Consider the following 22,322-nt stretch of genomic DNA (forward strand, 5'->3'; position numbering starts at 1 on the left):
AGCCCGAATGACCTTTAAAATATTATTAACGGATTACGAATTTGAACATTTGAAATATGAAGAAGAGATTTTTCAAGAAAGCGGTCTGGATATCAATTTCATCCAAGCGCAATGCAAAACTGAAGAGGAAATAATGGAGCAGGCAAAAGAAGCGGATGCAATTTTAAATCAATATGCTCCTATCTCAAGACGAGTCATCGAGTCGCTCGAAAACACGAAAATCATTTCCCGCTATGGTGTTGGCGTCAATACAATTGATCTCGATGCCGCTAAGGAAAAGGGGATTACTGTCGCCAATGTACCGGATTATGGCATGGAAGAAGTATCGAATCATGCATTGGCACTTTTACTTTCTTCGGCGCGGAAAGTGGCACTGTTAAACAAGGAAGTGAAAAAAGGTAACTGGGACTTTAAAGTGTGTGTCCCGATTCATCGCTTTGACAAGCAAACTGTTGGGGTTCTTGGTTTTGGACGGATTCCGCGCCGTTTCATTGAAAAGGTGAAACCGCTCGGCTTTAAAACCGCTGCTTATGACCCTTTCGTATCGGCTGCAGACATGGCTGCTGTCGGGGTTCAAAAAATGGATCTCGACGAAATTATAGGCGAAGCCGATTATTTGTCAATCCATGTGCCCTTAATTGAAGATACATACCATCTGATCAATGAAGAGCGCCTTAAACAGATGAAGAGTAACGCGGTCATCATTAACACGGCACGCGGACCGATAATCGATGAAAAAGCACTTTCCAATGCACTTGAAAAAGGGATCATTGCAGGTGCTGCACTTGATGTGACAGAAAACGAGCCTGTCAGCATCGATAGCCCGCTACTCACAATGGACAATGTCATCATTACGCCGCACAGCGCCTGGTATTCTGAGGAAGCGATGGTTGAACTTCGTCAAAAAGCATCAAGAAATATCGTTCAGGTCTTAAAAGGGGAAAAAACACCATACGCTTTAACCTAAGAAAGGGGAAAAAAATGAAAATAGCGACTTTTTCCGTGCAATCCGAACAGCACATCGGTCTAGTTCAAGATGATCAAATAATTAGTTTAACGGCTCTAGGTCCAGAGGAATTTCCTGCTTGCATGAAAAAATTTATAGAACGAGGAAGCGAGTTGCGCACACGTGCTGAACACTTAATCGAGCAACGGATAAATGAGGATGCAATATTCAAAACGTCAGAAGTGAAAATCCTGCCGCCAATCGCAAAGCCGGATAAAATCATTTGCGTAGGACTTAACTATTTTGATCATTGTAAGGAAACGGGGATGGAGCCGCCTGAATCGCCAGTCATTTTTTCAAAATATTCGAATGCGATTACAGGTCATAATGATCCGATTGAAATCCCAATTAATTCAACAGAGGTCGACTTTGAAGCAGAGCTTGCTTTTGTCATTGGAAAAGAAGCGAAACGTGTGTCAGAAGAAGAGGCGGATGACTACGTCTTTGGCTACACGATTATGAATGATATCAGCGCCCGAGATTTGCAATTTCAGGACGGTCAGTGGTCAAGAGGCAAAACGGCGGACACATTTGCTCCATTTGGTCCTGTTATCGTGACAAAAGATGAAGTGGGTGACCCCCACAATCTAGCGATTTCGCTTGAATTAAACGGTGAAATTATGCAGGATTCAAATACAAGCAACCTAATTTTTACGGTTCCGAAAATCATTTCATTTTTATCACAGTCCATGACACTAATGCCAGGTGATTTGATTGCAACTGGCACGCCACCAGGAGTTGGAATGGGAAGGAATCCAAAAATCTGGTTGAAAAACGGTGACCGGATGAACGTCAGCATTGAGAAGATCGGTACGCTTTCTAATCACGTAATAGCATGACAAGAGAAAGAAGATGATGACATGGATGTTGTAACCATCGAAGAAACGATGACAGTGTTTACCCCGAATGAAGAAGGACCGCTTCGCCACGCCAGATCTTTTTCGATGAAGTTTGCCGGTGCGGAATCCAATGTCGCGATCGGGTTAAGCCGACTCGGTCATAACTCACGCTGGATTAGCCGTCTCGGTGATGACGAATTTGGCGATGCCATGCAATCGTTCATTCGCGGAGAAGGAGTCGATGCCTCTTATGTAACAAGAGACCCTGATGCGCCTACCGGAGTCTTTTTTAAAGAATTCAGACGGCTGAATGATACCCGGGTTTATTATTACCGGAAAGATTCGGCAGCTAGTAAAATGACGGCGGAATTACTAACTGATCTTGCCATCCAAGATGCCGCTTATCTCCATATAACGGGGATTACCCCTGCACTAGGGACTTCTTGTCAGTCGCTCTTGGATAAAGCGGTCCGCATTGCTAAAGAAAACAGAACAAAAATCGTCTTCGATCCGAATATTCGTTTGAAAATATGGGATGATGAAAATGAAGCACGTCACATCATAACAAAGTACGCCTCGAAAAGTGATATCGTCATGCCTGGGGTGGCCGAAGCCGAATTTTTATTCGGCTCCCATACACCGGAGAAATTTGCCGATCATTTTCATGAACTCGGTGTCGAAACAGTTTTACTTAAATTGGGCAAAGAAGGCTCTTTAATTTCAGCCCCGTCTGTACCGAAAACATACATTCCTGGATTCTATGTGGAACGGGTCGTGGATCCCATCGGTGCTGGTGATGCTTTTGCATCCGGTGTACTTTCCGGACTGCTTGATGGACTGCCGCTAGAAGAAGCTGCAAGGCGTGGAAATGCCATGGGAGCAATGGCAACGATGGTAAATGGAGATGTGGAGGGTTTGCCGGCCCGTGCCGACCTCGCTTTGTTCATGAGTGGCGGCGCTGATGATGTGAAGAGGTAGAAAGGTGGAAAAAATGACTAAACTTGAAGAGCTTAAACATGGGAAGCTGGTCGGCGTCATCCGCGGTGCACGGCCCAATCAAATTATACCAATCGCCCGGGCCCTGAAAGAGGGCGGCATCCGAACGCTAGAAATAACAGTGGAAACACCCAAAGTGTGCCATTTAATCGAAAAAGTGAAAGAGGAGTTCGGTGATGATATCATAGCGGGTGCCGGTACAGTATTGGATCCTGAAACGGCCCGTGCGGTCATCATGGCAGGGGCTGAATTTATCTTTTCTCCAACCGTCAATGTCAAAACGATTAAACTGGCGAAGCGCAATGGCGTTATTAGCATCCCTGGTGCGCTCACACCAACCGAAATATTGACTGCTTACGAGCATGGAGCTGACATTATCAAAGTTTTCCCGGCAGATGCATTGGGTGTTAGCTACTTTAAAAATCTTAAAGGACCTCTTCCTCATATTCCCCTTATGCCAACTGGAGGGGTCAACCTTGACAACCTCGCGTCATTTTTTAAGGCAGGGGCCATCGCGGCGGGAGTAGGCGGTTCATTGATCAATCCTGCGAAATTGATTACAGGTGAAGATTACACCAGGCTGACAGAAACGGCAAAAAAAATTCTCGGCTATCGTACAAAAAGGCTAAAGCCGTCCATCGCTTATATGAATATCTTTCACTAAGCGCTGGGAATGAAAGTACGACTGCTTTATTTCCTCCTTTTCAATTTTTTTGTAGTCCATCAAGGGTGTGATAATGCTGGTGGGCAGTGGATAAATTCAGCTAAACCAGAAAGGGGAAAAATGATATGTTACTAGAAAAGTACAGAACTTTGCAGGATATTCTTCAAAAAATGGAGTCGGTTGTGGTTGCATTTTCAGGAGGGGTGGACAGCACGTTTTTGCTAAAAGTCGCTATTGATACTCTGGGTTATGATAATGTGTTAGCCGTTACAGCGGATTCGGAAACCTATCCATCGAGTGAGTTGAAAGAAGCCATTATGCTATCAAAATGGATTGGTGCCAACCATCGTGTCATTCAAACTTCGGAGTTGGCCATTCCTGGATATAAAGAAAACAATCAGAATCGCTGTTACTTTTGTAAAAGTAGTTTATTTGACCACCTGCTTCCTATTCTTGAAGAATATGAATTTAATAATATTATTTATGGAGTTATCGCTGATGATGCTAACGAATTTCGTCCAGGCATGAAAGCAGCTAAAGAAAAAGGAATCAGCGGACCTTTTCTAGAAGCCGATTTATTCAAAGAAGAAATAAGAGTATTGTCCAAGCAAGCCGGATTGCCAACCTGGGATAAACCGTCATTTGCTTGCCTATCCTCACGAATAGCATATGGCGATATTATTACGAGGGAAAAATTGACCAAAGTTGATAAATCAGAGGCTTACATAAAATCACTGGATATTCATCAGGTAAGAGTCAGGACCCATGAGGATACTGCCCGAATTGAAGTTGAACCCGATGATATGCCACGAGTGCTTCAATACCATGCGGCGATCACGAAACGGCTGAAGCAATTTGGTTATAAGTATGTATCAATGGATCTCACGGGCTATACAAGCGGAAGTATGAATATGGCGCTTAAAAAGGAAGAAATGTCATGATTGACGATATTTTGGAGCAGGTTCAAAAGGGTTCATTGACAGTTGCGGAAGCGAAGGGAAAACTTGCATCCTATGAAAATTTAGGGTTTGTGAAAATCGATCATCATCGTAAAAGGAGACAAGGCTTTCCCGAAATTGTGTTTGGGGAAGGGAAAACAGCTGAACAAATTTTAACGATTGTCCAATCGCTGCGGACAAGGAATGATACTGTGCTTGTGACTCGTATTTCTCGGGATAAAGCGGTATTTGTACAAAAAGAATGTAGTGATTTTGAGTATAACGAGATTGCACGGACACTTGCTTGGGTTAGAGAAAAGCCGAAATCCGTTGATTCATATATTGCAATTGTATGCGCCGGGACATCAGATTTGTCTGTTGCTGAAGAAGCAGCCGTGACGGCCGAAACTCTAGGTATTCCTGTCAGGCGTATATACGATGTTGGCGTTGCTGGGCTTCATCGCCTCCTTGATAATATAGACGAAATAAGGGGTGCAACCGTATCAGTTTGTGTCGCGGGAATGGAAGGGGCACTTCCAAGTGTGTTAGGAGGCCTTGTCACGAATCCAATTATTGCTGTGCCGACAAGTATTGGTTACGGAGCTAATTTTAACGGTTTATCGGCCCTTTTATCAATGCTCAATTCATGCGCATCTGGTGTAAGTGTAGTGAACATCGATAATGGATTTGGTGCAGCCTATAATGCAGCGATTATATACAAGCTTGTACATAAATAGGAGGTCAATTGTGATGAGGACTTTATATTTTGACTGCTTTTCCGGCATAAGCGGAGATATGGTAATTGGTGCGTTGATCGATGCAGGTGCAGACCCTGTAAAAATGGAAGAAGAGTTAAAAAAGTTGAACATGGATGAAGAATATAATCTGTCATGGGGGAAGGTCGTCAAAAATGGCATTACGAGTACTAAATTTGATGTCATTCTTACCAGTAAATCAGACCAAACACATGAACATAGCCACAGCCATGAACACAAGCACAGTCATAGCCATGAACACGAGCACAGTCATGGACACAGTCACAGTCATGAACACGAGCACAGTCTTGGACATGAACACAACCATAGCCATGTACCTCACAGCCATCCCGGCAGCCGTACCTACAAACAAATTGTAGAAGCTATCAATGAGGCGAACTTTAATGAATCGGTAGCTAACATGTCACTCGCCATTTTTAAGAAGATTGGTGAAGCGGAAGGACATATACACGGGCTTCCACTGGAAAAAGTACACTTTCATGAAGTAGGGGCGGTAGATTCAATAATAGATATAATCGGGGCTGCAATTTTAATCGATCAGCTAGGTATTGAATCAGTTCAGTCATCAGCCATTCCAACGGGATCTGGACATATACAAATTGATCACGGAATATATCCTGTTCCTGCACCTGCCACTCTTGAAATATTAAAGGGGGTACCGATTGCCTCAAACGATATTCGTTCTGAATTAGCAACGCCGACCGGTGCTGCCATCGCTGCGGTTTTAGCTGGAAACTTCGGCTCGCTTCCACCCATGACTGTCGAATCGATTGGCTATGGTGCGGGATCAAAAACTTTTGAAAATCATCCGAACGTCCTTCGAGTTATCATAGGGGAGACTCAATGAACCGCCCGCCTGATCATGAGCATCTTGATGAACAAATGGTGAAAATGGAAGTGAATCTAGATGATATTTCCGGTGAATGGCTTGGGCATGTTATGGATTTGTTGTTCGAATCAGGAGCAAATGATGTATTTTATACGCCAATCTATATGAAAAAAAATCGACCGGGAGTGTTATTGCAGCTTCTATGTTCACAGCAGGGGATTTCGGAAATGAAGAAGATATTATTTGCTGAAACGACGACTCTCGGTATTCGCTACTACCCGCTTACCGTGCACAGGCTTGAGCGCTCTTTTTTCAATGTGAATACTCAATGGGGGGAAGTGAAGATGAAGAGAGGGATTCATGAGGGATTGATCTTGCAGCAGGCACCTGAATATGAAGATTGCCGTAAAATTGCCTTACAGAACAATATACCTCTTAAAAGGGTCTATGAAGAAGTATGGAAGTGCCTCGGGGAGGTGGTAGAGAAATGAGTTTGGTGTCGATTCTTACATTTGGATTCCTATTGGGGATAAAGCATTCGTTAGAGCCGGATCATGTTATTGCCGTAGCAACGACGGCAGGAAATACGAAAAAATTATACCGTTCCACTCTAACGGGAGTGTACTGGGGTATAGGCCATACAAGTACGCTGTTTCTTATAGGTGTCCTATTCATTTGGATGAAGGGGGAAATTCCAGAGTCGTTAAGCATGACGCTGGAATTCGGCGTAGGTATTATGCTTGTTATGCTAGGGGCGAGAAGTTTATTTAAAGCGCGCCCTGATATTACGAACGACAAGGATAGATTTCGCCCTTTTTTGGTGTCTGCTTTAATTGGGTTCGTCCATGGTCTCGCGGGCAGTGCCGCAATGGTCATTCTAACGATGTCGACCGTAACCGGAATAGGCGAAGGATCCATCTATATCATTATATTTGGCGCAGGGACAATTATTGGCATGCTGTGCTTTACTACTATTCTAGGCATACCGTTTGCTTTGAATGGGAAGGACATCGTTTTAAACCGAATCTTCATCAAAATGGCGGGAGCTATAAGTTTTGCATTCGGACTTTATTATATATACAAATTGGGTGTAACAGAAGGCTTGTTTGCGCTCTGGGCTAGTTGATTTATTTTATAAGCATGATATTTGACTGTCTTAAACGAATAGTAAGTCTTTTTTATTATATAAGTTCATCAAACCAAGCTTGATTCCTCAGAAAGAAAAGGCCACAACCGACAAAAAGCTTGTCTTTACAGGAACACTTCAATGGACATGTTCAAGTGAATTTCTAGATATATTGTAACAGATATGAATCTCCAATTATTATTCTGCAATTATTTGTAGTTGAAAGAAGGGATGGACAATAAAAATAAGACCCCATGACACTGCCATTTTTATAAGAATGGCAGTGTCGTAGGATCTGTTATCATGTTACATAGAAAGTCACGAAATCTAGGTTCTGCTCCGGCTGCTAGGCAGATAAACGTTTATTTTTCCTTTGGAGAATCCATATTTCAATTGCACCAGAGCCAAGCAATACTCCTGAAACAATGAAGATAAGTCCGATGAAATGTGCAGGCACAAGGGCTTCATTAAGGAAAAATGCTGCCCCTAACAAAGAGAATAAGGTGTTTAAGTTAAGAAATATGGATGATTCGGCTGCCCCTACCTTACCAATGGCATAATTATAGCTCATGTGTCCGAGGGCGGTGGCAAAAATAGCGGAGAAAAAGAAAGCTCCCCAGATGGATGGCGGTGCGGTTGCCAGGGAAGATAAGCCCTCTGGTTCCTTCCATAAGCTGATGGCAAAAAGAATAAAAGACCCGATCAGCATCATGTAGCCCGTTAATAATCGTGGATCCATTGTTTTTGAGGCTTTATTAATGAGGATGAAACTCAATGCCTGTGAAAGAATGGAAAGCAAAATATCCACATCCCCAAGATTAATAGAATGAAGTCCTCCGCTTCCTGCCATGACGGTAAAACTCACACCCAGGGAACCGCATATAAAGCCGATCAGCTTGATTAACGTAGGTTTTTTTCGAAAGAAAATCATGGTCAAAATGACAGTCAATATTGGACCCATGCCCAAAATCAATCCAGCATTCGAGGCGGAAGTCTTCGTCAATCCCTCAGCTAAAAAATAATGATGAAAAACGACACTCAACAGTGCTCCTCCAAAAACGTAAAAAAGTTCACTTTTTTTAGGAAGGCGAATTAGTCCAAAGAAGAAAAGGATAATAATGACGATAAGAGAAGCAGTAAAAATTCTCAAAGATGTTATCGTTACGGGCTGCGTATGCGCAACTAAAATTTTAATAACTGAGACATTTAACCCCCATGTAATCATTATTCCGGTAAGTAAGATGTATATTTTCAAAAAACTCATTCCAAACAACCTTTCAAACTTATTTAACAATTGATATATTATACAACTTTCTCCCAAATTAATAGCAAAGAGTAAATTTGATCGAAAAAAAATCTGAAACTGTCAATCATTTAAAGGTGAAACAGTTCTTGTTTGTTTTCCATAATATAGCTTTTTATCGTAAATTTAGCTGAAATTTCATATGAAATAGTATCGAATAAAAATAAAATTACAAATTATCAAACTTTTCTATTGTTTTTGATAGGGTTTTCATTTACAATTTCCTTATGATTTACCAAACCGGTTTAGTAAATAACTAAATCGATTTAGCTAATAAGCATAATGAAAGTGATATGATCAAATGTTTTTGTTTCATTTGTGAATGTTCGTAAGAAGGAGGTACTGTATTGTCATCAAAATATGGTGTTTTAACGCTGGGCGACGCCATGATCACGCTAAATCCGGAAGAGACAGGACCTTTAAGATTCGTTAACCGTTTCGAGCGAAAAGTAGGAGGCGCTGAACTGAACTTTGCGATTGGCTGTGCAAGGCTAGGCTTGCGGTCAAAATGGATAAGCCGTTTAGGCAAGGATGAGTTCGGTAAAGTTATTTATAATTTCGCTCGTGGGGAAGGCGTGGACATGAGTGATGTGGCCTATGTAAATGGATATCCAACATCTCTTAACTTTAAAGAAATTCGGGAAGATGGTTCCGGAAAGACATTTTATTACCGCTATCAATCTCCCATTTTAACTTTAAAGCCTGGAGATATAACAGAAAAGATGTTTGAAGGGATTGATATAGTCCACCTTACTGGAGTATTTTTGGCTATAGATCCGAAAAATGTCAACATTGCCAAGAGGGTAATGGAAATTGCAAAACAAAAAAATATACCTGTTTCTTTTGATCCGAATATCCGCTTAAAGCTATGGTCCATCGAGGAAGCAAGATCAGTTTACTATGATATTTTTCCATATGTTGATATTTTGCTTACAGGTTTAGATGAAATAAGATTGATCATCGGTACTGACTCGAAAGAATCTTTGGCTGAATTCGCGAAGGTGAATGCTATTGATCAGCTTGTCATTAAGGACGGGAAACAAGGTTCAAAACTATATACCAAAAGTGAATGGCATGAAAAAGAAGCTTTCCCTGTAATACCTGTAGATACAGTTGGTGCGGGAGATGGTTATGATGCCGGTTATATTTACGGATACCTTAATGGTTTATCAATTGATGAAAGATTGGCATTCGCAAATGGTGTAGGAGCTCTTGTCACCACTGTTGCAGGGGACAATGAAGGATTACCATATTTGGATGAAGTAATGCCTTTCATACAGAATGAGATTGTAATAGAAAGATAGTAGGCTGAAAGAAATGGGGAGAGGAAATGGCAACAGTAACGATACAAGCCGAGGAAGCAAAACGATTAGTTATACAGCAGCTGACCAAAGTGGGTTTGAATGAAGAAACTGCCGGGAAAATTGCGGAAGTATTGGTTCATGCTGATCTCAGAAATGTCAATTCCCATGGTGTTTTGCGAACAGAGCATTATGTGAACCGTTTACAGGCAGGGGGTATAAATCCCGAAGCCCAGATTTCCTTCCAAAAGACAGGGCCCGTTACCGGTGTAATTGATGGAGATGATGGATTTGGGCATGTGATCAGCGACGTGGCCATGGACCATGCAATCGATATGGCGAGAGAAAATGGCGTGGGCATGGTGACTGTTTTTAATAGCAGCCATTGCGGAGCACTAAGTTATTTCGTTCAAAAAGCCGCTGATGCAAAGTTGATTGGCATCGCGATGTCACATACCGATAAAATTGTGGTCCCGTTCGGGGGAAAAACATCATTTCTTGGTACCAACCCAATCGCTTACGGAGTTCCTGCCAAAACGAAGAAACCCTATATTCTTGATATGGCAACATCCAATGTTGCATGGGGGAAAATTCTCCAGGCACGTGAAGAAGGAAAGGAAATCCCTGAAGGATGGGGTGTCGATGAAAATGGAGCTGCAGTCACGGATCCGAATAAAGTCGTTTCCCTTTCCACTTTCGGAGGCCCGAAAGGCTATGGTCTATCGGTAATTGTAGATGTGTTTTCTGGATTATTGGCCGGTGCGGCATTTGGCCCGCACATTGGGAAAATGTATGACGATCTTGATAAGAAACGGAAGCTGGGGCATTATTTTTGTGTAATCAATCCTTCATTCTTTACAGATACTGATATATTTTTAGAGCAAATGGATCAAATGATTGAAGAGCTGAAACAGGTTGAACCTGCTCCAGGGTTCGATCGCGTATATGTACCGGGTGAAATTGAACAAATCAATGAAGAAAAAAACCTGAAACATGGTATTACGATAGCATCAAGTGTGTATGAATTTCTTGCAAAGTAGGTGGGAGAAATGAAAGCGGTTCAAGTACGGAAAGCTCATGAGCTTATCATACAAGAAGTGGAAAAACCACGGATTTCGAACTCGACGGATGTCCTTGTAAAAGTAAAAAGAGTCGGGATTTGTGGATCGGATATGCATATTTACCATGGTACGAATCCTCTTGCTACGCTGCCGCGAGTCGTCGGGCATGAAGTAGCGGGAGAAGTTGTGGAGATTGGACAAGGCGTCGTGGGCATAAAAGTTGGGGACCATGTTGTTATTGAGCCCATCAGTTACTGCGGGAAGTGTTACGCCTGCCGCAAAGGCCGCCAAAATGTTTGTGAAAAACTGTCCGTTTTTGGCGTACATGAAGATGGTGGTATGAGAGAATGGTTCGTCCTTCCCGAGAAACAATTACATGTTGTGGATTCCGCGTTGGCATGGGAAGAAATAGTATTGGCTGAGCCATATACAATCGGAGCACAGGCCGTTTGGAGAGGTGAAGTGGAGGAAGGGGAAACAGTGCTTATCCAGGGAGCTGGGCCTATTGGGATTTGCATATTAAAGATGGCAAAGCTTCAAGGAGCATCAGTGATGATCACGGATTTAAGTGAGGAACGTTTGGAATTCGCTAAAGAAAGCGGCGCTGATATCATTGTCCATGCGGGAAAAGAAGATGTTCAAAAACGAGTGGAAGAATGGACGAATGGAGAAGGTGCCAACGTCGTCATTGATGCAGTATGCTTGCCGATGACATTTGAATTGTCTTTTGATGTTGTATCAACGGCGGGCCGGATTGTCGTACTCGGTTTTGATGAACGGCCTGCATCAGTTTCCCAACTCCCAATCACTAAAAAGGAAGTCTCGGTTAAAGGATCTAGGTTGCAAACCAATCAGTTCCCAAAAGTAGTTAAACTTTTAAATGAAGGGAAACTCAGACAAGAAGGTTTAATTACCCATACATTTTCGCTGGATGATATCCAGGAAGCATTTAATTTTGTGGAAAATCATCCCGAACAAGTTCGAAAAGCGATCATCGTTTTTAATTAAAGGGGGGGCAGGATTTATGGACAAACATTCAATCATTCATCGAATAAAGGAAACGAAAGTTGTAGCTGTTATCCGGGGACAGGATGCAAAGGAAGCGGCACAACTGTCTAAAGCAGCTGTGGAAGGCGGTGTTCGGGCAATAGAATTGACTTATACAACACCGGGAATTGAAGAAGCTTTCAATGAACTGCAGAATACGGATGCACTCTTAGGAGCAGGATCGGTACTTGATTCTGAAACGGCTCGACATGCGATTTTAGCTGGTGCCAATTTTATCGTCAGTCCCTATTTTGTCAATGGAGTAGCCGAACTTTGTAATCGATACGGCATTCCCTATATGCCTGGTTGCATGACAATCAAAGAAATGGCTACGGCAATGGAAGCAGGTTGTGATGTTTTGAAGTTATTTCCGGCAAACCATTTTGAACCTTCTTTCATCAAGTCGGTTAATGGTCCACTGCCTAATGTAAGAATCATGCCAACCGGCGGAATTAATTTGGATAACATGAAGGACTGGCTGACTGCAGGTGCGGTAGCAATCGGGATCGGCAGTGACTTGAACAAAGCTTATCAAAATGGCGGCTATGAAGCAGCAGTGGAATTAAGCGGAAAATATATGCAAAAGATTGCGGAATGACGGAGGTGCATGATGAACATTACATTTAGATGGTATGGGAAAGACAATGATACCGTTACATTGGAGCACATTAAACAGATTCCTGGTGTGAAAGGGATTGTATGGGCACTACACCAAAAACCTGTTGGTGAGGTATGGGAAAAGGAAGAAATTAAAGAAGAAATCGAATATATCCAATCATTTGGTTTTCACACGGATGTTGTAGAAAGTGTAAATGTCCATGAATCGATTAAATTGGGTAACGAAGACCGCATGATATATATTGAGAAATACAAAGAGACGATCCGAAATCTCTCGGAAGCTGGAGTGAAAGTCATTTGTTATAACTTCATGCCGATCTTTGATTGGACTCGTACGGAAATGTTCCATCCTTTGGAAGATGGCTCAACTGCCCTATTTTATGAAAAGGCGAAAGTGGATACGTTAGAACCGCAAGATTTGATTCGTACGGTGACGGAAGCTTCCGATTTAACTTTACCAGGTTGGGAACCAGAAAAAATGGATCGAATTTCTGAATTATTCGAAGCTTACAAAACTGTCGACGAAGAGCAACTATGGGCCAATCTTGAAATATTCCTTAAAGAAATATTACCTGTTGCCGAGGCTTGCGGCATTAAAATGGCTATTCATCCGGATGATCCGCCATGGTCCATTTTTGGCTTGCCGAGAATCATCACCGGAGAATCGAGCTATGAAAAACTGATCTCGATTTCGGACTCACCGTCGAATGCATTTACCATGTGTACTGGATCGATGGGGGCAAACCCTGAAAATGATATGGTCCAAGTGGCTAAAAAGTATGCAAACCGTTCGCCTTTCTCCCATATTCGAAATGTGAAGATTTATGAAAATGGTGACTTTGTGGAAACATCCCATCATACCCAGGATGGATCCATCAATATACAGGGCGTCGTGGAAGAATTGAATAAGCAGAATTATACTGGTTATGTCAGACCAGATCATGGCCGCCATATTTGGGGTGAAGATTGTCGCCCAGGTTACGGTTTATATGACCGAGCATTGGGCATCATGTATTTGCTCGGATTATGGGATGCATATGAAGCTGGTAAATCAGGTGGGAAATCATGATTCCCATCCATGAAAACTTATCGAACAGGGTGGCAGTGATCACTGGGGGCAGCGGAGTTTTATGTTCGAAAATGGCTGTGGAATTGGCCCGTCATGGTGTCAGGATAGCTATATTGAACAGAACGGCCGAAAAAGGGCAAGAAGTGGTCGAACTCATTGAACAAACAGGGGGCACTGCGATATCCATAGCAGCAGACGTATTGGATAGAGCCTCATTGGAGAATGCAAGAGGAAAAATAATAGAATCGTTCGGAAGAGTGGATCTATTAATAAATGGAGCGGGAGGCAATCATCCTGATGCCATTACAGCTCCAGAGAAATATGGGGAAGAAGCGGAAGGGAAATCCTTTTTTGATTTAGATGAAAATGGTTTCTCCCAGGTTTTTGCCAGTAATTTCACCGGTACATTTTTGGCCAGTCAGGTTTTTGGGAAAGAGTTATTGCAAGTGGAAGCACCAATTATCGTAAATGTATCATCCATGAGTGCCTACGCTCCGATGACTAAAGTGCCAGCATACAGTGCTGCCAAAGCTTCGATAAATAATTTTACGATGTGGATGGCTGTACATTTTGCCGAAGCAGGTTTACGGGTGAATGCCATTGCTCCAGGATTCTTTTTGACGAAGCAAAATCGGGATCTTCTGCTTAATGAAGATGGCAGTCTGACAGCAAGGTCTAATAAAATCATTACTTCAACACCCATGAAGCGTTTTGGGCAGCCTGAAGACTTACTTGGAACGTTGCTTTGGCTCGTTGATGAATCCTACTCGGGCTTTGTCACAGGAATTACGGTACCGGTCGATGGTGGTTTCATGGCATACTCCGGTGTCTGAATTCAGCTCCTATATATAGGCAAACAAGTTAACGTGATTAAATTAGTTCCACGGTATGGGAAATTGACTTTTTTACTGCATCAGAAGGTGATTGTAAAGCTTTACTTATTATAATAGAATATTCCTTATATATTGAAATCACATGACAGGGATGAATGAAATGAAAACCATTACAATTACTGATGTCGCCAATCACGCGAAAGTATCAAAAAGCACAGTTTCCCAATACCTGAACAAACGCTATGAATATATGAGTGAAAAAACCAGGAAAAAAATTGAAGAAACAATCGAAGAGTTAAACTATCAGCCTAATATAATAGCGCGCAGTTTAAAACAAAAGTCCACTTTTACCGTTGGGGTAGTGGTTGCCAATATCCTTCACACGTTTTCAACGCAAGTTATTAGAGCGATAGAAAACTACTTTTATGAACAAGGGTTCCATATTATCGTATGCAATGCGGATGACAATCCTGAAAAGGAAAAGAATTATATTGAAATGCTAAGAGCTAAACAAGTGGATGGGATCATCATTTTCCCCACAGGGGACAATCTTGATTTGTATCAACGGATGAAGAGTGATCAATTCCCGATTGTATTCATGGATAGGACAATCCAAGAATTGAATATTGCTACAGTCATGCTCGATAATCACCTTGCTTCCAAGTTAGCGATCGATCGGTTTATTGAAAAGGGTTTTGAAAACATTGCAATTATAACCACTTCAATAATACGCGATATCAGCCCTCGAATCGAACGGATCCAAGGGTATAAGGATTCACTCGCGTCACATGGGATACCAGTCAATTCTGAATATATAAAAACCGTGAATGCAGACGAAATTCCGCTTGCGCTTTCAGAATTTTTCGAATTGGAAAAGCCGCCTCAAGCCATATTGGCAGGAAATGATATCGTACTTAATGAAGTATTGCGTTATATGAAACAGCATGAAATCCATATACCTGATGACATAGCGGTCATAGGCATCGATGATGTACCATATGCCAGTTTCTATACACCGACCATCACAACGGTTAATCAGCCAGCCATTGAAATGGCCAACTTGGCAGCGGAGTTACTGCTTAGTCAAATCAATAAAACAGGAAAAGAGGATACAAGCGTGCATCGCTTGAAACCGACTTTGCTTACAAGGAATTCTTGCTAAAAATGGATGTAAGATTCCTGTAAAAAAGGAAGCGCTTTTTTACAGGAATTCTAAACCGATTTAGTTAAAGATCTTTAGGTTTAACTCTTGGGTATTAAATGGAAACGTTTCCAAAAATGCTGCTGCATTTTCAGAAATGTATAGGGGGGTACTTTATGTTTTCAAATGGTAGAGGAATGGTTATCGTATTCTTGTTCTTGGCAGGCGTAATAAATTATCTGGACCGATCTGCACTGTCCATTGCAGCTCCGTTCATTCAAGATGATTTATCTTTAACAGCCACACAGATGGGAATTATCTTTAGTAGCTTTTCCGTTGGTTATGCCGTATTTAACTTCCTTGGAGGCATGGCGTCCGATAAATGGGGAGCAAAGCTTACGCTTTTCGTGGCGATGATCGTTTGGTCTTTATTCAGTGGGGCGCTTGTACTTGCTGTCGGTTTTGCCAGTATGATCGTCATCCGCATCCTGTTTGGGATGGGCGAAGGCCCTCTTTCGGCAACCATCAATAAAATGGTGAATAACTGGTTCCCGGCAAATCAACGGGCATCTGTCGTTGGTTTGACGAATAGCGGGACGCCGCTTGGTGGCGCCATTGCAGGTCCGATAGTTGGATTCATTGCCATCTCTTATGGATGGAGAGTTTCTTTCATTGCCATAATGATAATTGGTCTTATATGGGCGATTTGCTGGTGGAAGTACGTTAAAGAGAAACCAGAAGAGTCAAAAGAACAGAAGCATACAGGAAAATCTTATGTAGCGGCAACATCGGAAGGGAAATTGAAATTCACCTTCTATTTAAAACAAAAAACGGTTTTATTTACAGCTCTAGCCTTTTTTTCTTACAACTACATTCTCTTCTTTTTCTTAACTTGGTTCCCAAGCTATTTGGTGGATGCACGCGGGCTAAGTGTAGAAAATATGAGTATCATTACAGTGATTCCTTGGATTTTTGGATTCATCGGACTAGCTTTGGGTGGATTCGTGTCGGATTTCTTCTATAAAAAATTCGCACAAAAAGGTGTTTTATTCTCACGTAAGTTAGTGCTAGTAACATGTTTGTTCTTATCGGCGTTATGTATCGGTTTTGCTGGACTTGTATCCACAACAGTCAGTGCAGTAACGCTTGTCGCACTTTCCGTCTTCTTCCTATATTTGACTGGTGCCATTTACTGGGCAATCGTCAACGATGTCGTCGACCCTGGTAATGTTGGTTCTGTTGGAGGGTTTATGCATTTCTTGGCAAATACAGCAGGAATCATCGGACCGACGTTAACAGGATACATTGTCGATACCTCAGGCACATACACAGTTGCATTCTTGCTTGCAGGTGGATTGGCAGTTGTTGCCTCGCTAGCGGTCATCCGTTTTGTACGACCGATAGTAAAGCCTGCGTAATAGATTGTTAGAATGGAAGTGTCTCCCAAAGGGAAGACACTTCCATTTTTCATTTGTATTAGGCAAGCCTAGCGAATCCTATTTTCTTTTCGAAATGTAGCCGGTGTCTTTTCATTGTACTTCTTAAAGGTACGATAAAATTGCGGCATGCTTTCAAAACCACACATTTCGGCAATATGGGCAATGGTGTGATTCGTTTCCAGTAAAAGTTCCTTTGCCTTGATGATCCTTTTCGTGTTTAGATACACGACTAACCCAATTCCAGTCGTTTCCTTAAAAACCCTGCTAAAATGAGCGGGACTGACCAATGCTTTTTGTGCAAGTATCGTCAGCGTCAATGGTTCATCCATATGTTCATTAATATAGATTAAAATATCTTTCATCCATTCTGAACTATAGCTCTTGCCCTCGGATAATTCTTGTTTGCCATTTATCCGGATACGGTATAAATCAAGTATGATCTGATGAACGGTCAGCAAACAAGCATGCCTCGAGCCCATCGATCGGCTATTCGTTTCTTGCAGGATGAGTTCTAGCTGTTCTTCCAACTTTTCTTGTTCCTTCTGCGGCAATGATATTTTGTAATTCTTACTCTTTTTTGTCAGATCAAACAAGTGTAAATATGAAAAAGAATCATCAACCACATCTTTATATATTAATGTGGGACTGAAAAAGATAATGGTGGAGGTGACAGGGTCGTCCTTATTCGGTAAAGCCCTATGAATGGTATTGTTTGGGATCAGGAATACATCCCCTTGCTGCATATCATAAAACACATCACCGATAAAAAAGGTCCCTTTACCGTTATAAACATAAACAATTTCATAATGGTCATGCATATGATCGGACAATTCATTCTGGGGACTTTTCGTATCTTGATAGACAAAAGAAAATGGGAAGAGTAAATCATGATTTAATGCATTATGGATTTTTTTCATTTGTTCATCTCCTGAAAGTATAATACAACAATAATGAGTATATTTATAGCAAAATACGCAATTAATATTTCAAATATTGATGTTAAAATTAATAGAGGATTTGAAAATTAAAAAAATTCAAGGGAAAAATGAAAGGGCTTTCGGAATGGATTGGCGTTACCTTTAGAACTTCTTCACTCATGATAAGGAGGGAACAAAATGAATAAATTTGTTCAATTGCATTCAAACGATGATGTTGTTATTTCCTTGGAGGGGATTCAGAAAGGACAGAGCCTCCAGATTCAAACAAAAGATAGGGGAATGATCCATATCAAGGCACGTGATGACATTCCAAAAGGGCATAAATTGTTAGTGAATCCGGTTAAGCGAGGGGAGGACGTAATCAAATTTGGCTATTCGATTGGAAAAGCTAGGGAAGATCTCTCCATTGGCGATTGGATTCACACCCACAATCTGACATCCGGTTTGCATGGTATATTGGATTATTCCTATCAACCTAGCCTTCAAGATACAAATGAGCCAAGTCAAAATCATACCTTCCAAGGATATATCCGTGAAAATGCGGAAGTGGGTATCCGGAATGAAATCTGGATCATCAACACAGTTGGCTGTATCAATAAAACATGTGAACTTCTCGCTAAAATGGGAAATGAGCAGTTTAAAGATCGACAAATTGATGGGGTTCATCACTTTTCCCACCCCTACGGTTGTTCTCAATTGGGAGATGATTTGACCCATACACAGAAACTATTGGCAGCCTTGGTTCAACATCCAAATGCAGCAGGGGTTTTAGTAGTTGGATTAGGATGTGAGAACAATCAAATCGAAGCATTTAAAGAAGTCATAGGCGAATTTCCTCCAAGTCGGGTTAAATTTTTAAAAGCCCAGGAGGTTCAAGATGAATTGGAGAGCGGCTTACGCTTAATGGGTGAACTAGTGGAATATGCGGAAGGGTTCATACGCCAGACCGTACCAGTTTCAAAGTTGAAAATAGGCTTGAAGTGCGGGGGTTCAGATGGTTTTTCAGGCATTACCGCTAATCCATTGGTTGGTGCGGTTTCCGACTTAATAGTGGAAAATGGCGGGACCACGATATTGACAGAGGTTCCTGAGATGTTTGGAGCGGAAACGATTTTGATGAACAGGGCAAGGGATGAAGAAACCTTTAAGAAAATCGTTGGCCTTATTAATGATTTCAAACAGTATTTCATTCGCCATGATCAAGAAATTTATGAAAACCCTTCACCTGGAAACAAGGAAGGCGGTATAAGTACACTGGAGGAAAAATCACTTGGATGCACGCAAAAAGGGGGCCATGCCACTGTAGTGGATGTAAGCCCATATGGAGAACGAGTGGTGAAGCATGGTTTGAATTTGATCAATTCCCCTGGAAATGATCTGATTTCGGTGACGGCTTTGGCAGCAGCCGGCGCACATATCGTCCTATTCACTACGGGAAGAGGAACACCATTCGGCGGACCGGTGCCAACTGTAAAAATAGCTACGAATTCAGAATTAGCCAATCGTAAAAAGCACTGGATTGATTATAATGCCGGACGGTTGATAGAAGGTCAAAAGATCGATGAATTAAAGGACGAGTTATTCGATTACATTCTTGAGCTTTCATCCGGTAAAAAGAAAACGAATAATGAAAAATTCGGATATAGGGAGATAAGCATCTTTAAAGAAGGTGTCATTCTCTAATAGTACAAGGTTTCTATTAAGCTATAAAAAAGGAGTGTTATTCAGTGAAAAGTATTGTTTGTGAACAACCTTTTGAATTTAAGATGATCGAATCGGAAAAACCCGTACCTAACTCAGGGGAAGCTTTGATTCGTGTGCGGCGTATAGGTATATGCGGTACGGATATCCATGCCTATGGAGGTAATCAGCCCTTTTTTAGCTATCCTCGAATACTTGGCCATGAATTATCCGGTTTAATTGAGTCCATACCGGAAAATGAATCAGGGCTTAGTGTCGGGGATCAGGTATCGATCATCCCCTATATGGAATGTGGAAAATGCCTGGCTTGCAGAAGTGGAAAAACGAACTGCTGTACGGATATGAAAGTGTTGGGTGTACATGCTGAAGGCGGCATGAGTGAGTGGATTACGGTTCCTTTTAAACATTTGGTGAAAACAGCAGGTCTCACACTTGATCAATCCGCAATGATAGAGCCTTTAAGTATCGGGGCTCACGCAGTCAGGCGCGCCGCTATTCATAAAGGGGAATTTGCACTAGTAATTGGTGCTGGTCCCATTGGTTTGGGAGTCATGGCATTCGCTAAAGAACAGGGTGCGAAGGTGATCGCAATGGATGTAAATGATGAACGCCTTGCGTTTGCTGGCAAATGGGCAAATGCCGATTATACTTTGAACGTTATGGAGAATCCAATGGAGAAATTGGCCCAATTGACGAATGGAGATATGCCAAGCGTGGTATTTGATGCTACAGGTAATGCTAAGTCTATGATGGAGTCATTTAAATATCCTGCTCACGGGGGAAGATTGATTTATGTAGGTTTAGTTAAAGCGGATATTACCTTCAATGATCCTGAATTCCACAGTAAAGAGCTTACATTGATGGGAAGCCGTAATGCAACAAAGGAAGACTTTGATTATGTCGTGAATACGCTGAAGAATGACAAGCTGGATATGAGCCAGTATATTACACACCGCACACATATGGATGAAATGATCAATCAATTTGAAGGGTGGTTAACTCCTGAAGCTAAAGTGATCAAGGCGATTGTCGAAATATAAGCATTAGGTAGGCTGTTAGTCGCACTCTGAATTGGATATTTCAATTAAGAAAGGAGTTCTTTTATCATTGAACATAAATAGAAGTCAACTAAAGCGTTTGAGTAAAGATACAAAAGCTGTCCAATCCTCACATAAGATGGATTTCCCCATAAAAGTATTGCAGATTGGTGAGGGGAATTTTCTTCGGGGCTTCTTTGATTGGATGATTCATGAGTGTAATAAACAAGGTCATTTCAAGGGAAGCATTGCAGTTACCCAGCCTCGGCCCGCCGGTAAAGGGAAAATAGAAGAAGTGAAGCGGCAAGATGGACTGTATACATTAATGTTACGTGGTTTTCACCAAGGGAAGAAAGTGGAAAGTACAGAGATCATTTCCGTTTTTTCGAAGGCAATTGATCCATATGAAGAATGGATGGAATTTTTAGCACTATCAAAAAATCCTGAATTGGAATTTGTAGTTTCCAACACGACTGAAGCAGGAATCAAATATCAGCCGATACCTTTGGAAGAAGGAAAGCCGATGGAATCTTTTCCAGGAAAACTGACTGCTTTTTTGTATCATCGTTATCTGCATTTCAATGGAGATGCGAAAAAAGGATTGACCATGCTTCCATGTGAGCTTTTAGAGAGAAATGGTGATTTCTTGAAGCAATGTGTTCTTAAGCATGGCAGGGATTGGGGTTTACCCAAGTCATTCATGGAGTGGGTGGACCGGGACAACCTATTCCTAAACTCGCTTGTAGACCGTATCGTTACAGGATTTCCAGCCAATGAGTCGGACACCCTATTTGCTGAATGGGGATACAAGGATACTCTGCTAAATACAGCAGAACCCTACCATTTATGGGCTATTGAAGGTGACCCTTGTATCGAGCAACGTCTTCCTTTACAACAATCCGGATTGAATGTGCATTGGGTAAAAGATTTAACACCTTATCAAATGAGGAAGGTAAGGATACTTAATGGTTCACATACCTTGTTGGCTCCTTTAGGCATTTTATCTGGATTGGAAGAAGTAAAACAGGCAATCGATCATCCTGAATTCAACCAATTTCTTAGCAATGCCATCGAAAAGGAAATAATTCCTTCATTACCTTTTGATCAAAATGAGATGATGCAATATGGGGAAAGTGTTCTTGAGCGATTTAAGAATCCTTTTGTACATCACCTCCTGGCCGATATCTCGCTGAACAGCATTTCGAAGTTCAAGGCTCGTCTCCTTCCTACCTTAGAGGAATATCATGAGGCGAAAGGCACGCTGCCCGACTGTATCGTAAGAGGTTTTTCGGGCCTGATCCGATTTTATAGGGTTAATGAAATGAAGGGGAGTTATATTGGTAAAAGCTTTGCGGGTAAAGACTATGTCGTTAAAGATGATATAAAGACAATTGAATTTTTCCAGGAACAATGGCTTCGTTATGATAAGGGGGAAGTCCCGCTTAGACAATTGATAGAGGCAACCTTAAATAATCAATATCTATGGGGGAAGGATTTGAGCGGTATCCCTAACCTTGGAAACGAATTATGCCAATATCTAGAAGGGATGATTGACTGAAATTAGTCTTTGAAAGGATTTAGCAAGATTAATTTTATGAATATTCTCCCTATCTCTTATTTTTTTCTTTCTTTTATTTGTATTTTTGGTATACTGGATTAG

The 22,322-nt window shown here is 41.6% G+C and carries 22 protein-coding genes; 20 read left to right on the forward strand and 2 right to left on the reverse strand.

Going from position 1 to position 22,322, the window contains the following annotated elements; genetic code table 11:
- The first annotated feature begins 7 nt into the window (after positions 1 to 7).
- The 9 genes from A6755_RS13795 (at position 8) to A6755_RS13835 (ending at position 7,174) form a co-directional block, all read left to right on the forward strand.
- Positions 8 to 967, forward strand: coding sequence for a C-terminal binding protein (locus A6755_RS13795; protein ID WP_063590988.1), 960 nt, complete (start codon positions 8 to 10; stop codon positions 965 to 967).
- A 14-nt stretch (positions 968 to 981) separates the two neighbouring features.
- Complete coding sequence (locus A6755_RS13800) at positions 982 to 1,845, forward strand: fumarylacetoacetate hydrolase family protein (RefSeq protein WP_063590989.1); 864 nt, start codon at positions 982 to 984, stop codon at positions 1,843 to 1,845.
- Between the two features lie 21 nt (positions 1,846 to 1,866).
- Positions 1,867 to 2,823: a sugar kinase gene (locus A6755_RS13805; RefSeq protein ID WP_063590990.1), complete on the forward strand. Its 957-nt coding sequence runs from the start codon at positions 1,867 to 1,869 to the stop codon at positions 2,821 to 2,823.
- A gap of 13 nt (positions 2,824 to 2,836) precedes the next feature.
- Entirely contained in the window at positions 2,837 to 3,505 is a 669-nt protein-coding gene (locus A6755_RS13810; RefSeq protein WP_063592554.1) for a bifunctional 4-hydroxy-2-oxoglutarate aldolase/2-dehydro-3-deoxy-phosphogluconate aldolase, read from the forward strand.
- 125 nt (positions 3,506 to 3,630) lie between these two features.
- On the forward strand, positions 3,631 to 4,446 hold the full coding sequence (gene larE / locus A6755_RS13815; RefSeq protein WP_063590991.1) for an ATP-dependent sacrificial sulfur transferase LarE: 816 nt from the start codon (positions 3,631 to 3,633) through the stop codon (positions 4,444 to 4,446).
- On the forward strand, positions 4,443 to 5,180 hold the full coding sequence (gene larB / locus A6755_RS13820; RefSeq protein WP_063590992.1) for a nickel pincer cofactor biosynthesis protein LarB: 738 nt from the start codon (positions 4,443 to 4,445) through the stop codon (positions 5,178 to 5,180). The genes larE and larB overlap by 4 nt, the downstream gene beginning before the upstream one ends.
- Before the next feature lie 13 nt (positions 5,181 to 5,193).
- Positions 5,194 to 6,066, forward strand: coding sequence for a nickel pincer cofactor biosynthesis protein LarC (larC, locus tag A6755_RS27945; protein WP_063590993.1), 873 nt, complete (start codon positions 5,194 to 5,196; stop codon positions 6,064 to 6,066).
- Positions 6,063 to 6,539, forward strand: a complete 477-nt coding sequence (gene larC2, locus A6755_RS27950; RefSeq protein ID WP_063590994.1) for a nickel pincer cofactor biosynthesis protein LarC2 — start codon at positions 6,063 to 6,065, stop codon at positions 6,537 to 6,539. Before larC ends, larC2 begins: the two co-directional genes overlap by 4 nt.
- Positions 6,536 to 7,174, forward strand: coding sequence for a DUF4833 domain-containing protein (locus A6755_RS13835; RefSeq protein ID WP_134402140.1), 639 nt, complete (start codon positions 6,536 to 6,538; stop codon positions 7,172 to 7,174). Before larC2 ends, A6755_RS13835 begins: the two co-directional genes overlap by 4 nt.
- Before the next feature lie 346 nt (positions 7,175 to 7,520).
- On the opposite strand, the gene A6755_RS13840 is transcribed toward A6755_RS13835, so the two are convergent.
- Positions 7,521 to 8,438, reverse strand: a complete 918-nt coding sequence (locus tag A6755_RS13840) for a DMT family transporter (protein ID WP_063590995.1) — start codon at positions 8,436 to 8,438, stop codon at positions 7,521 to 7,523.
- Between the two features lie 386 nt (positions 8,439 to 8,824).
- Here A6755_RS13840 and A6755_RS13845 point away from each other — a divergent pair, with 386 nt between their 5' ends.
- The 8 genes from A6755_RS13845 (at position 8,825) to A6755_RS13880 (ending at position 16,965) form a co-directional block, all read left to right on the forward strand.
- Complete coding sequence (locus A6755_RS13845) at positions 8,825 to 9,781, forward strand: sugar kinase (RefSeq protein WP_063590996.1); 957 nt, start codon at positions 8,825 to 8,827, stop codon at positions 9,779 to 9,781.
- Between the two features lie 26 nt (positions 9,782 to 9,807).
- Positions 9,808 to 10,818, forward strand: a complete 1,011-nt coding sequence (gene allD / locus A6755_RS13850; protein WP_063590997.1) for an ureidoglycolate dehydrogenase — start codon at positions 9,808 to 9,810, stop codon at positions 10,816 to 10,818.
- Positions 10,819 to 10,827: 9 nt separating this feature from the next.
- Positions 10,828 to 11,847: a zinc-binding alcohol dehydrogenase family protein gene (locus A6755_RS13855; protein WP_063590998.1), complete on the forward strand. Its 1,020-nt coding sequence runs from the start codon at positions 10,828 to 10,830 to the stop codon at positions 11,845 to 11,847.
- A gap of 16 nt (positions 11,848 to 11,863) precedes the next feature.
- The gene (locus A6755_RS13860) at positions 11,864 to 12,484 is read left to right on the forward strand and encodes a bifunctional 2-keto-4-hydroxyglutarate aldolase/2-keto-3-deoxy-6-phosphogluconate aldolase (RefSeq protein WP_063590999.1); all 621 of its coding nucleotides are present in this window, start codon (positions 11,864 to 11,866) and stop codon (positions 12,482 to 12,484) included.
- 12 nt (positions 12,485 to 12,496) lie between these two features.
- Positions 12,497 to 13,573, forward strand: coding sequence for a mannonate dehydratase (uxuA, locus tag A6755_RS13865; RefSeq protein WP_054395679.1), 1,077 nt, complete (start codon positions 12,497 to 12,499; stop codon positions 13,571 to 13,573).
- The gene (locus A6755_RS13870; RefSeq protein ID WP_063591000.1) at positions 13,570 to 14,406 is read left to right on the forward strand and encodes an SDR family oxidoreductase; all 837 of its coding nucleotides are present in this window, start codon (positions 13,570 to 13,572) and stop codon (positions 14,404 to 14,406) included. Before uxuA ends, A6755_RS13870 begins: the two co-directional genes overlap by 4 nt.
- Positions 14,407 to 14,566: 160 nt before the next feature.
- Positions 14,567 to 15,568: a LacI family DNA-binding transcriptional regulator gene (locus A6755_RS13875; RefSeq protein ID WP_063591001.1), complete on the forward strand. Its 1,002-nt coding sequence runs from the start codon at positions 14,567 to 14,569 to the stop codon at positions 15,566 to 15,568.
- A gap of 155 nt (positions 15,569 to 15,723) precedes the next feature.
- Positions 15,724 to 16,965, forward strand: a complete 1,242-nt coding sequence (locus A6755_RS13880) for an MFS transporter (protein WP_063591002.1) — start codon at positions 15,724 to 15,726, stop codon at positions 16,963 to 16,965.
- Positions 16,966 to 17,033: 68 nt separating this feature from the next.
- Here A6755_RS13880 and A6755_RS13885 read toward each other — a convergent pair whose 3' ends face one another.
- Entirely contained in the window at positions 17,034 to 17,903 is an 870-nt protein-coding gene (locus A6755_RS13885; protein WP_063591003.1) for an AraC family transcriptional regulator, read from the reverse strand.
- A 198-nt stretch (positions 17,904 to 18,101) separates the two neighbouring features.
- Here A6755_RS13885 and A6755_RS13890 point away from each other — a divergent pair, with 198 nt between their 5' ends.
- The 3 genes from A6755_RS13890 to A6755_RS13900 all read left to right on the forward strand — a co-directional run bounded on the left by A6755_RS13890 (position 18,102) and on the right by A6755_RS13900 (position 22,220).
- The gene (locus tag A6755_RS13890; RefSeq protein WP_063591004.1) at positions 18,102 to 19,607 is read left to right on the forward strand and encodes a UxaA family hydrolase; all 1,506 of its coding nucleotides are present in this window, start codon (positions 18,102 to 18,104) and stop codon (positions 19,605 to 19,607) included.
- A 44-nt stretch (positions 19,608 to 19,651) separates the two neighbouring features.
- Positions 19,652 to 20,665 (forward strand): zinc-binding alcohol dehydrogenase family protein, encoded by a 1,014-nt coding sequence (locus A6755_RS13895; RefSeq protein ID WP_063591005.1) that lies wholly within the window; start codon positions 19,652 to 19,654, stop codon positions 20,663 to 20,665.
- Positions 20,666 to 20,732: 67 nt separating this feature from the next.
- Entirely contained in the window at positions 20,733 to 22,220 is a 1,488-nt protein-coding gene (locus tag A6755_RS13900; RefSeq protein WP_134402141.1) for a tagaturonate reductase, read from the forward strand.
- The last annotated feature ends 102 nt before the right edge of the window (positions 22,221 to 22,322 follow it).

It is taken from the genome of Peribacillus frigoritolerans (assembly GCF_001636405.1).
In the GTDB taxonomy this organism is placed as follows: Bacteria; Bacillota; Bacilli; order Bacillales; family DSM-1321; genus Peribacillus; species Peribacillus frigoritolerans.

Bases quoted from the DNA above. Each gene is read 5' to 3' on its own strand.
- A6755_RS13885 (WP_063591003.1), bottom strand. From the start codon at position 17,903: ATGAAAAAAATCCATAATGCATTAAATCATGATTTACTCTTCCCATTT.
- A6755_RS13805 (WP_063590990.1), top strand. From the start codon at position 1,867: ATGGATGTTGTAACCATCGAAGAAACGATGACAGTGTTTACCCCGAAT.
- A6755_RS13880 (WP_063591002.1), top strand. From the start codon at position 15,724: ATGTTTTCAAATGGTAGAGGAATGGTTATCGTATTCTTGTTCTTGGCA.
- A6755_RS13840 (WP_063590995.1), bottom strand. From the start codon at position 8,438: ATGAGTTTTTTGAAAATATACATCTTACTTACCGGAATAATGATTACA.
- larC (WP_063590993.1), top strand. From the start codon at position 5,194: ATGAGGACTTTATATTTTGACTGCTTTTCCGGCATAAGCGGAGATATG.
- larB (WP_063590992.1), top strand. From the start codon at position 4,443: ATGATTGACGATATTTTGGAGCAGGTTCAAAAGGGTTCATTGACAGTT.
- A6755_RS13795 (WP_063590988.1), top strand. From the start codon at position 8: ATGACCTTTAAAATATTATTAACGGATTACGAATTTGAACATTTGAAA.
- A6755_RS13835 (WP_134402140.1), top strand. From the start codon at position 6,536: ATGAGTTTGGTGTCGATTCTTACATTTGGATTCCTATTGGGGATAAAG.
- A6755_RS13810 (WP_063592554.1), top strand. From the start codon at position 2,837: ATGACTAAACTTGAAGAGCTTAAACATGGGAAGCTGGTCGGCGTCATC.
- larE (WP_063590991.1), top strand. From the start codon at position 3,631: ATGTTACTAGAAAAGTACAGAACTTTGCAGGATATTCTTCAAAAAATG.
- A6755_RS13800 (WP_063590989.1), top strand. From the start codon at position 982: ATGAAAATAGCGACTTTTTCCGTGCAATCCGAACAGCACATCGGTCTA.
- uxuA (WP_054395679.1), top strand. From the start codon at position 12,497: ATGAACATTACATTTAGATGGTATGGGAAAGACAATGATACCGTTACA.
- larC2 (WP_063590994.1), top strand. From the start codon at position 6,063: ATGAACCGCCCGCCTGATCATGAGCATCTTGATGAACAAATGGTGAAA.
- allD (WP_063590997.1), top strand. From the start codon at position 9,808: ATGGCAACAGTAACGATACAAGCCGAGGAAGCAAAACGATTAGTTATA.
- A6755_RS13870 (WP_063591000.1), top strand. From the start codon at position 13,570: ATGATTCCCATCCATGAAAACTTATCGAACAGGGTGGCAGTGATCACT.
- A6755_RS13860 (WP_063590999.1), top strand. From the start codon at position 11,864: ATGGACAAACATTCAATCATTCATCGAATAAAGGAAACGAAAGTTGTA.
- A6755_RS13875 (WP_063591001.1), top strand. From the start codon at position 14,567: ATGAAAACCATTACAATTACTGATGTCGCCAATCACGCGAAAGTATCA.
- A6755_RS13855 (WP_063590998.1), top strand. From the start codon at position 10,828: ATGAAAGCGGTTCAAGTACGGAAAGCTCATGAGCTTATCATACAAGAA.
- A6755_RS13890 (WP_063591004.1), top strand. From the start codon at position 18,102: ATGAATAAATTTGTTCAATTGCATTCAAACGATGATGTTGTTATTTCC.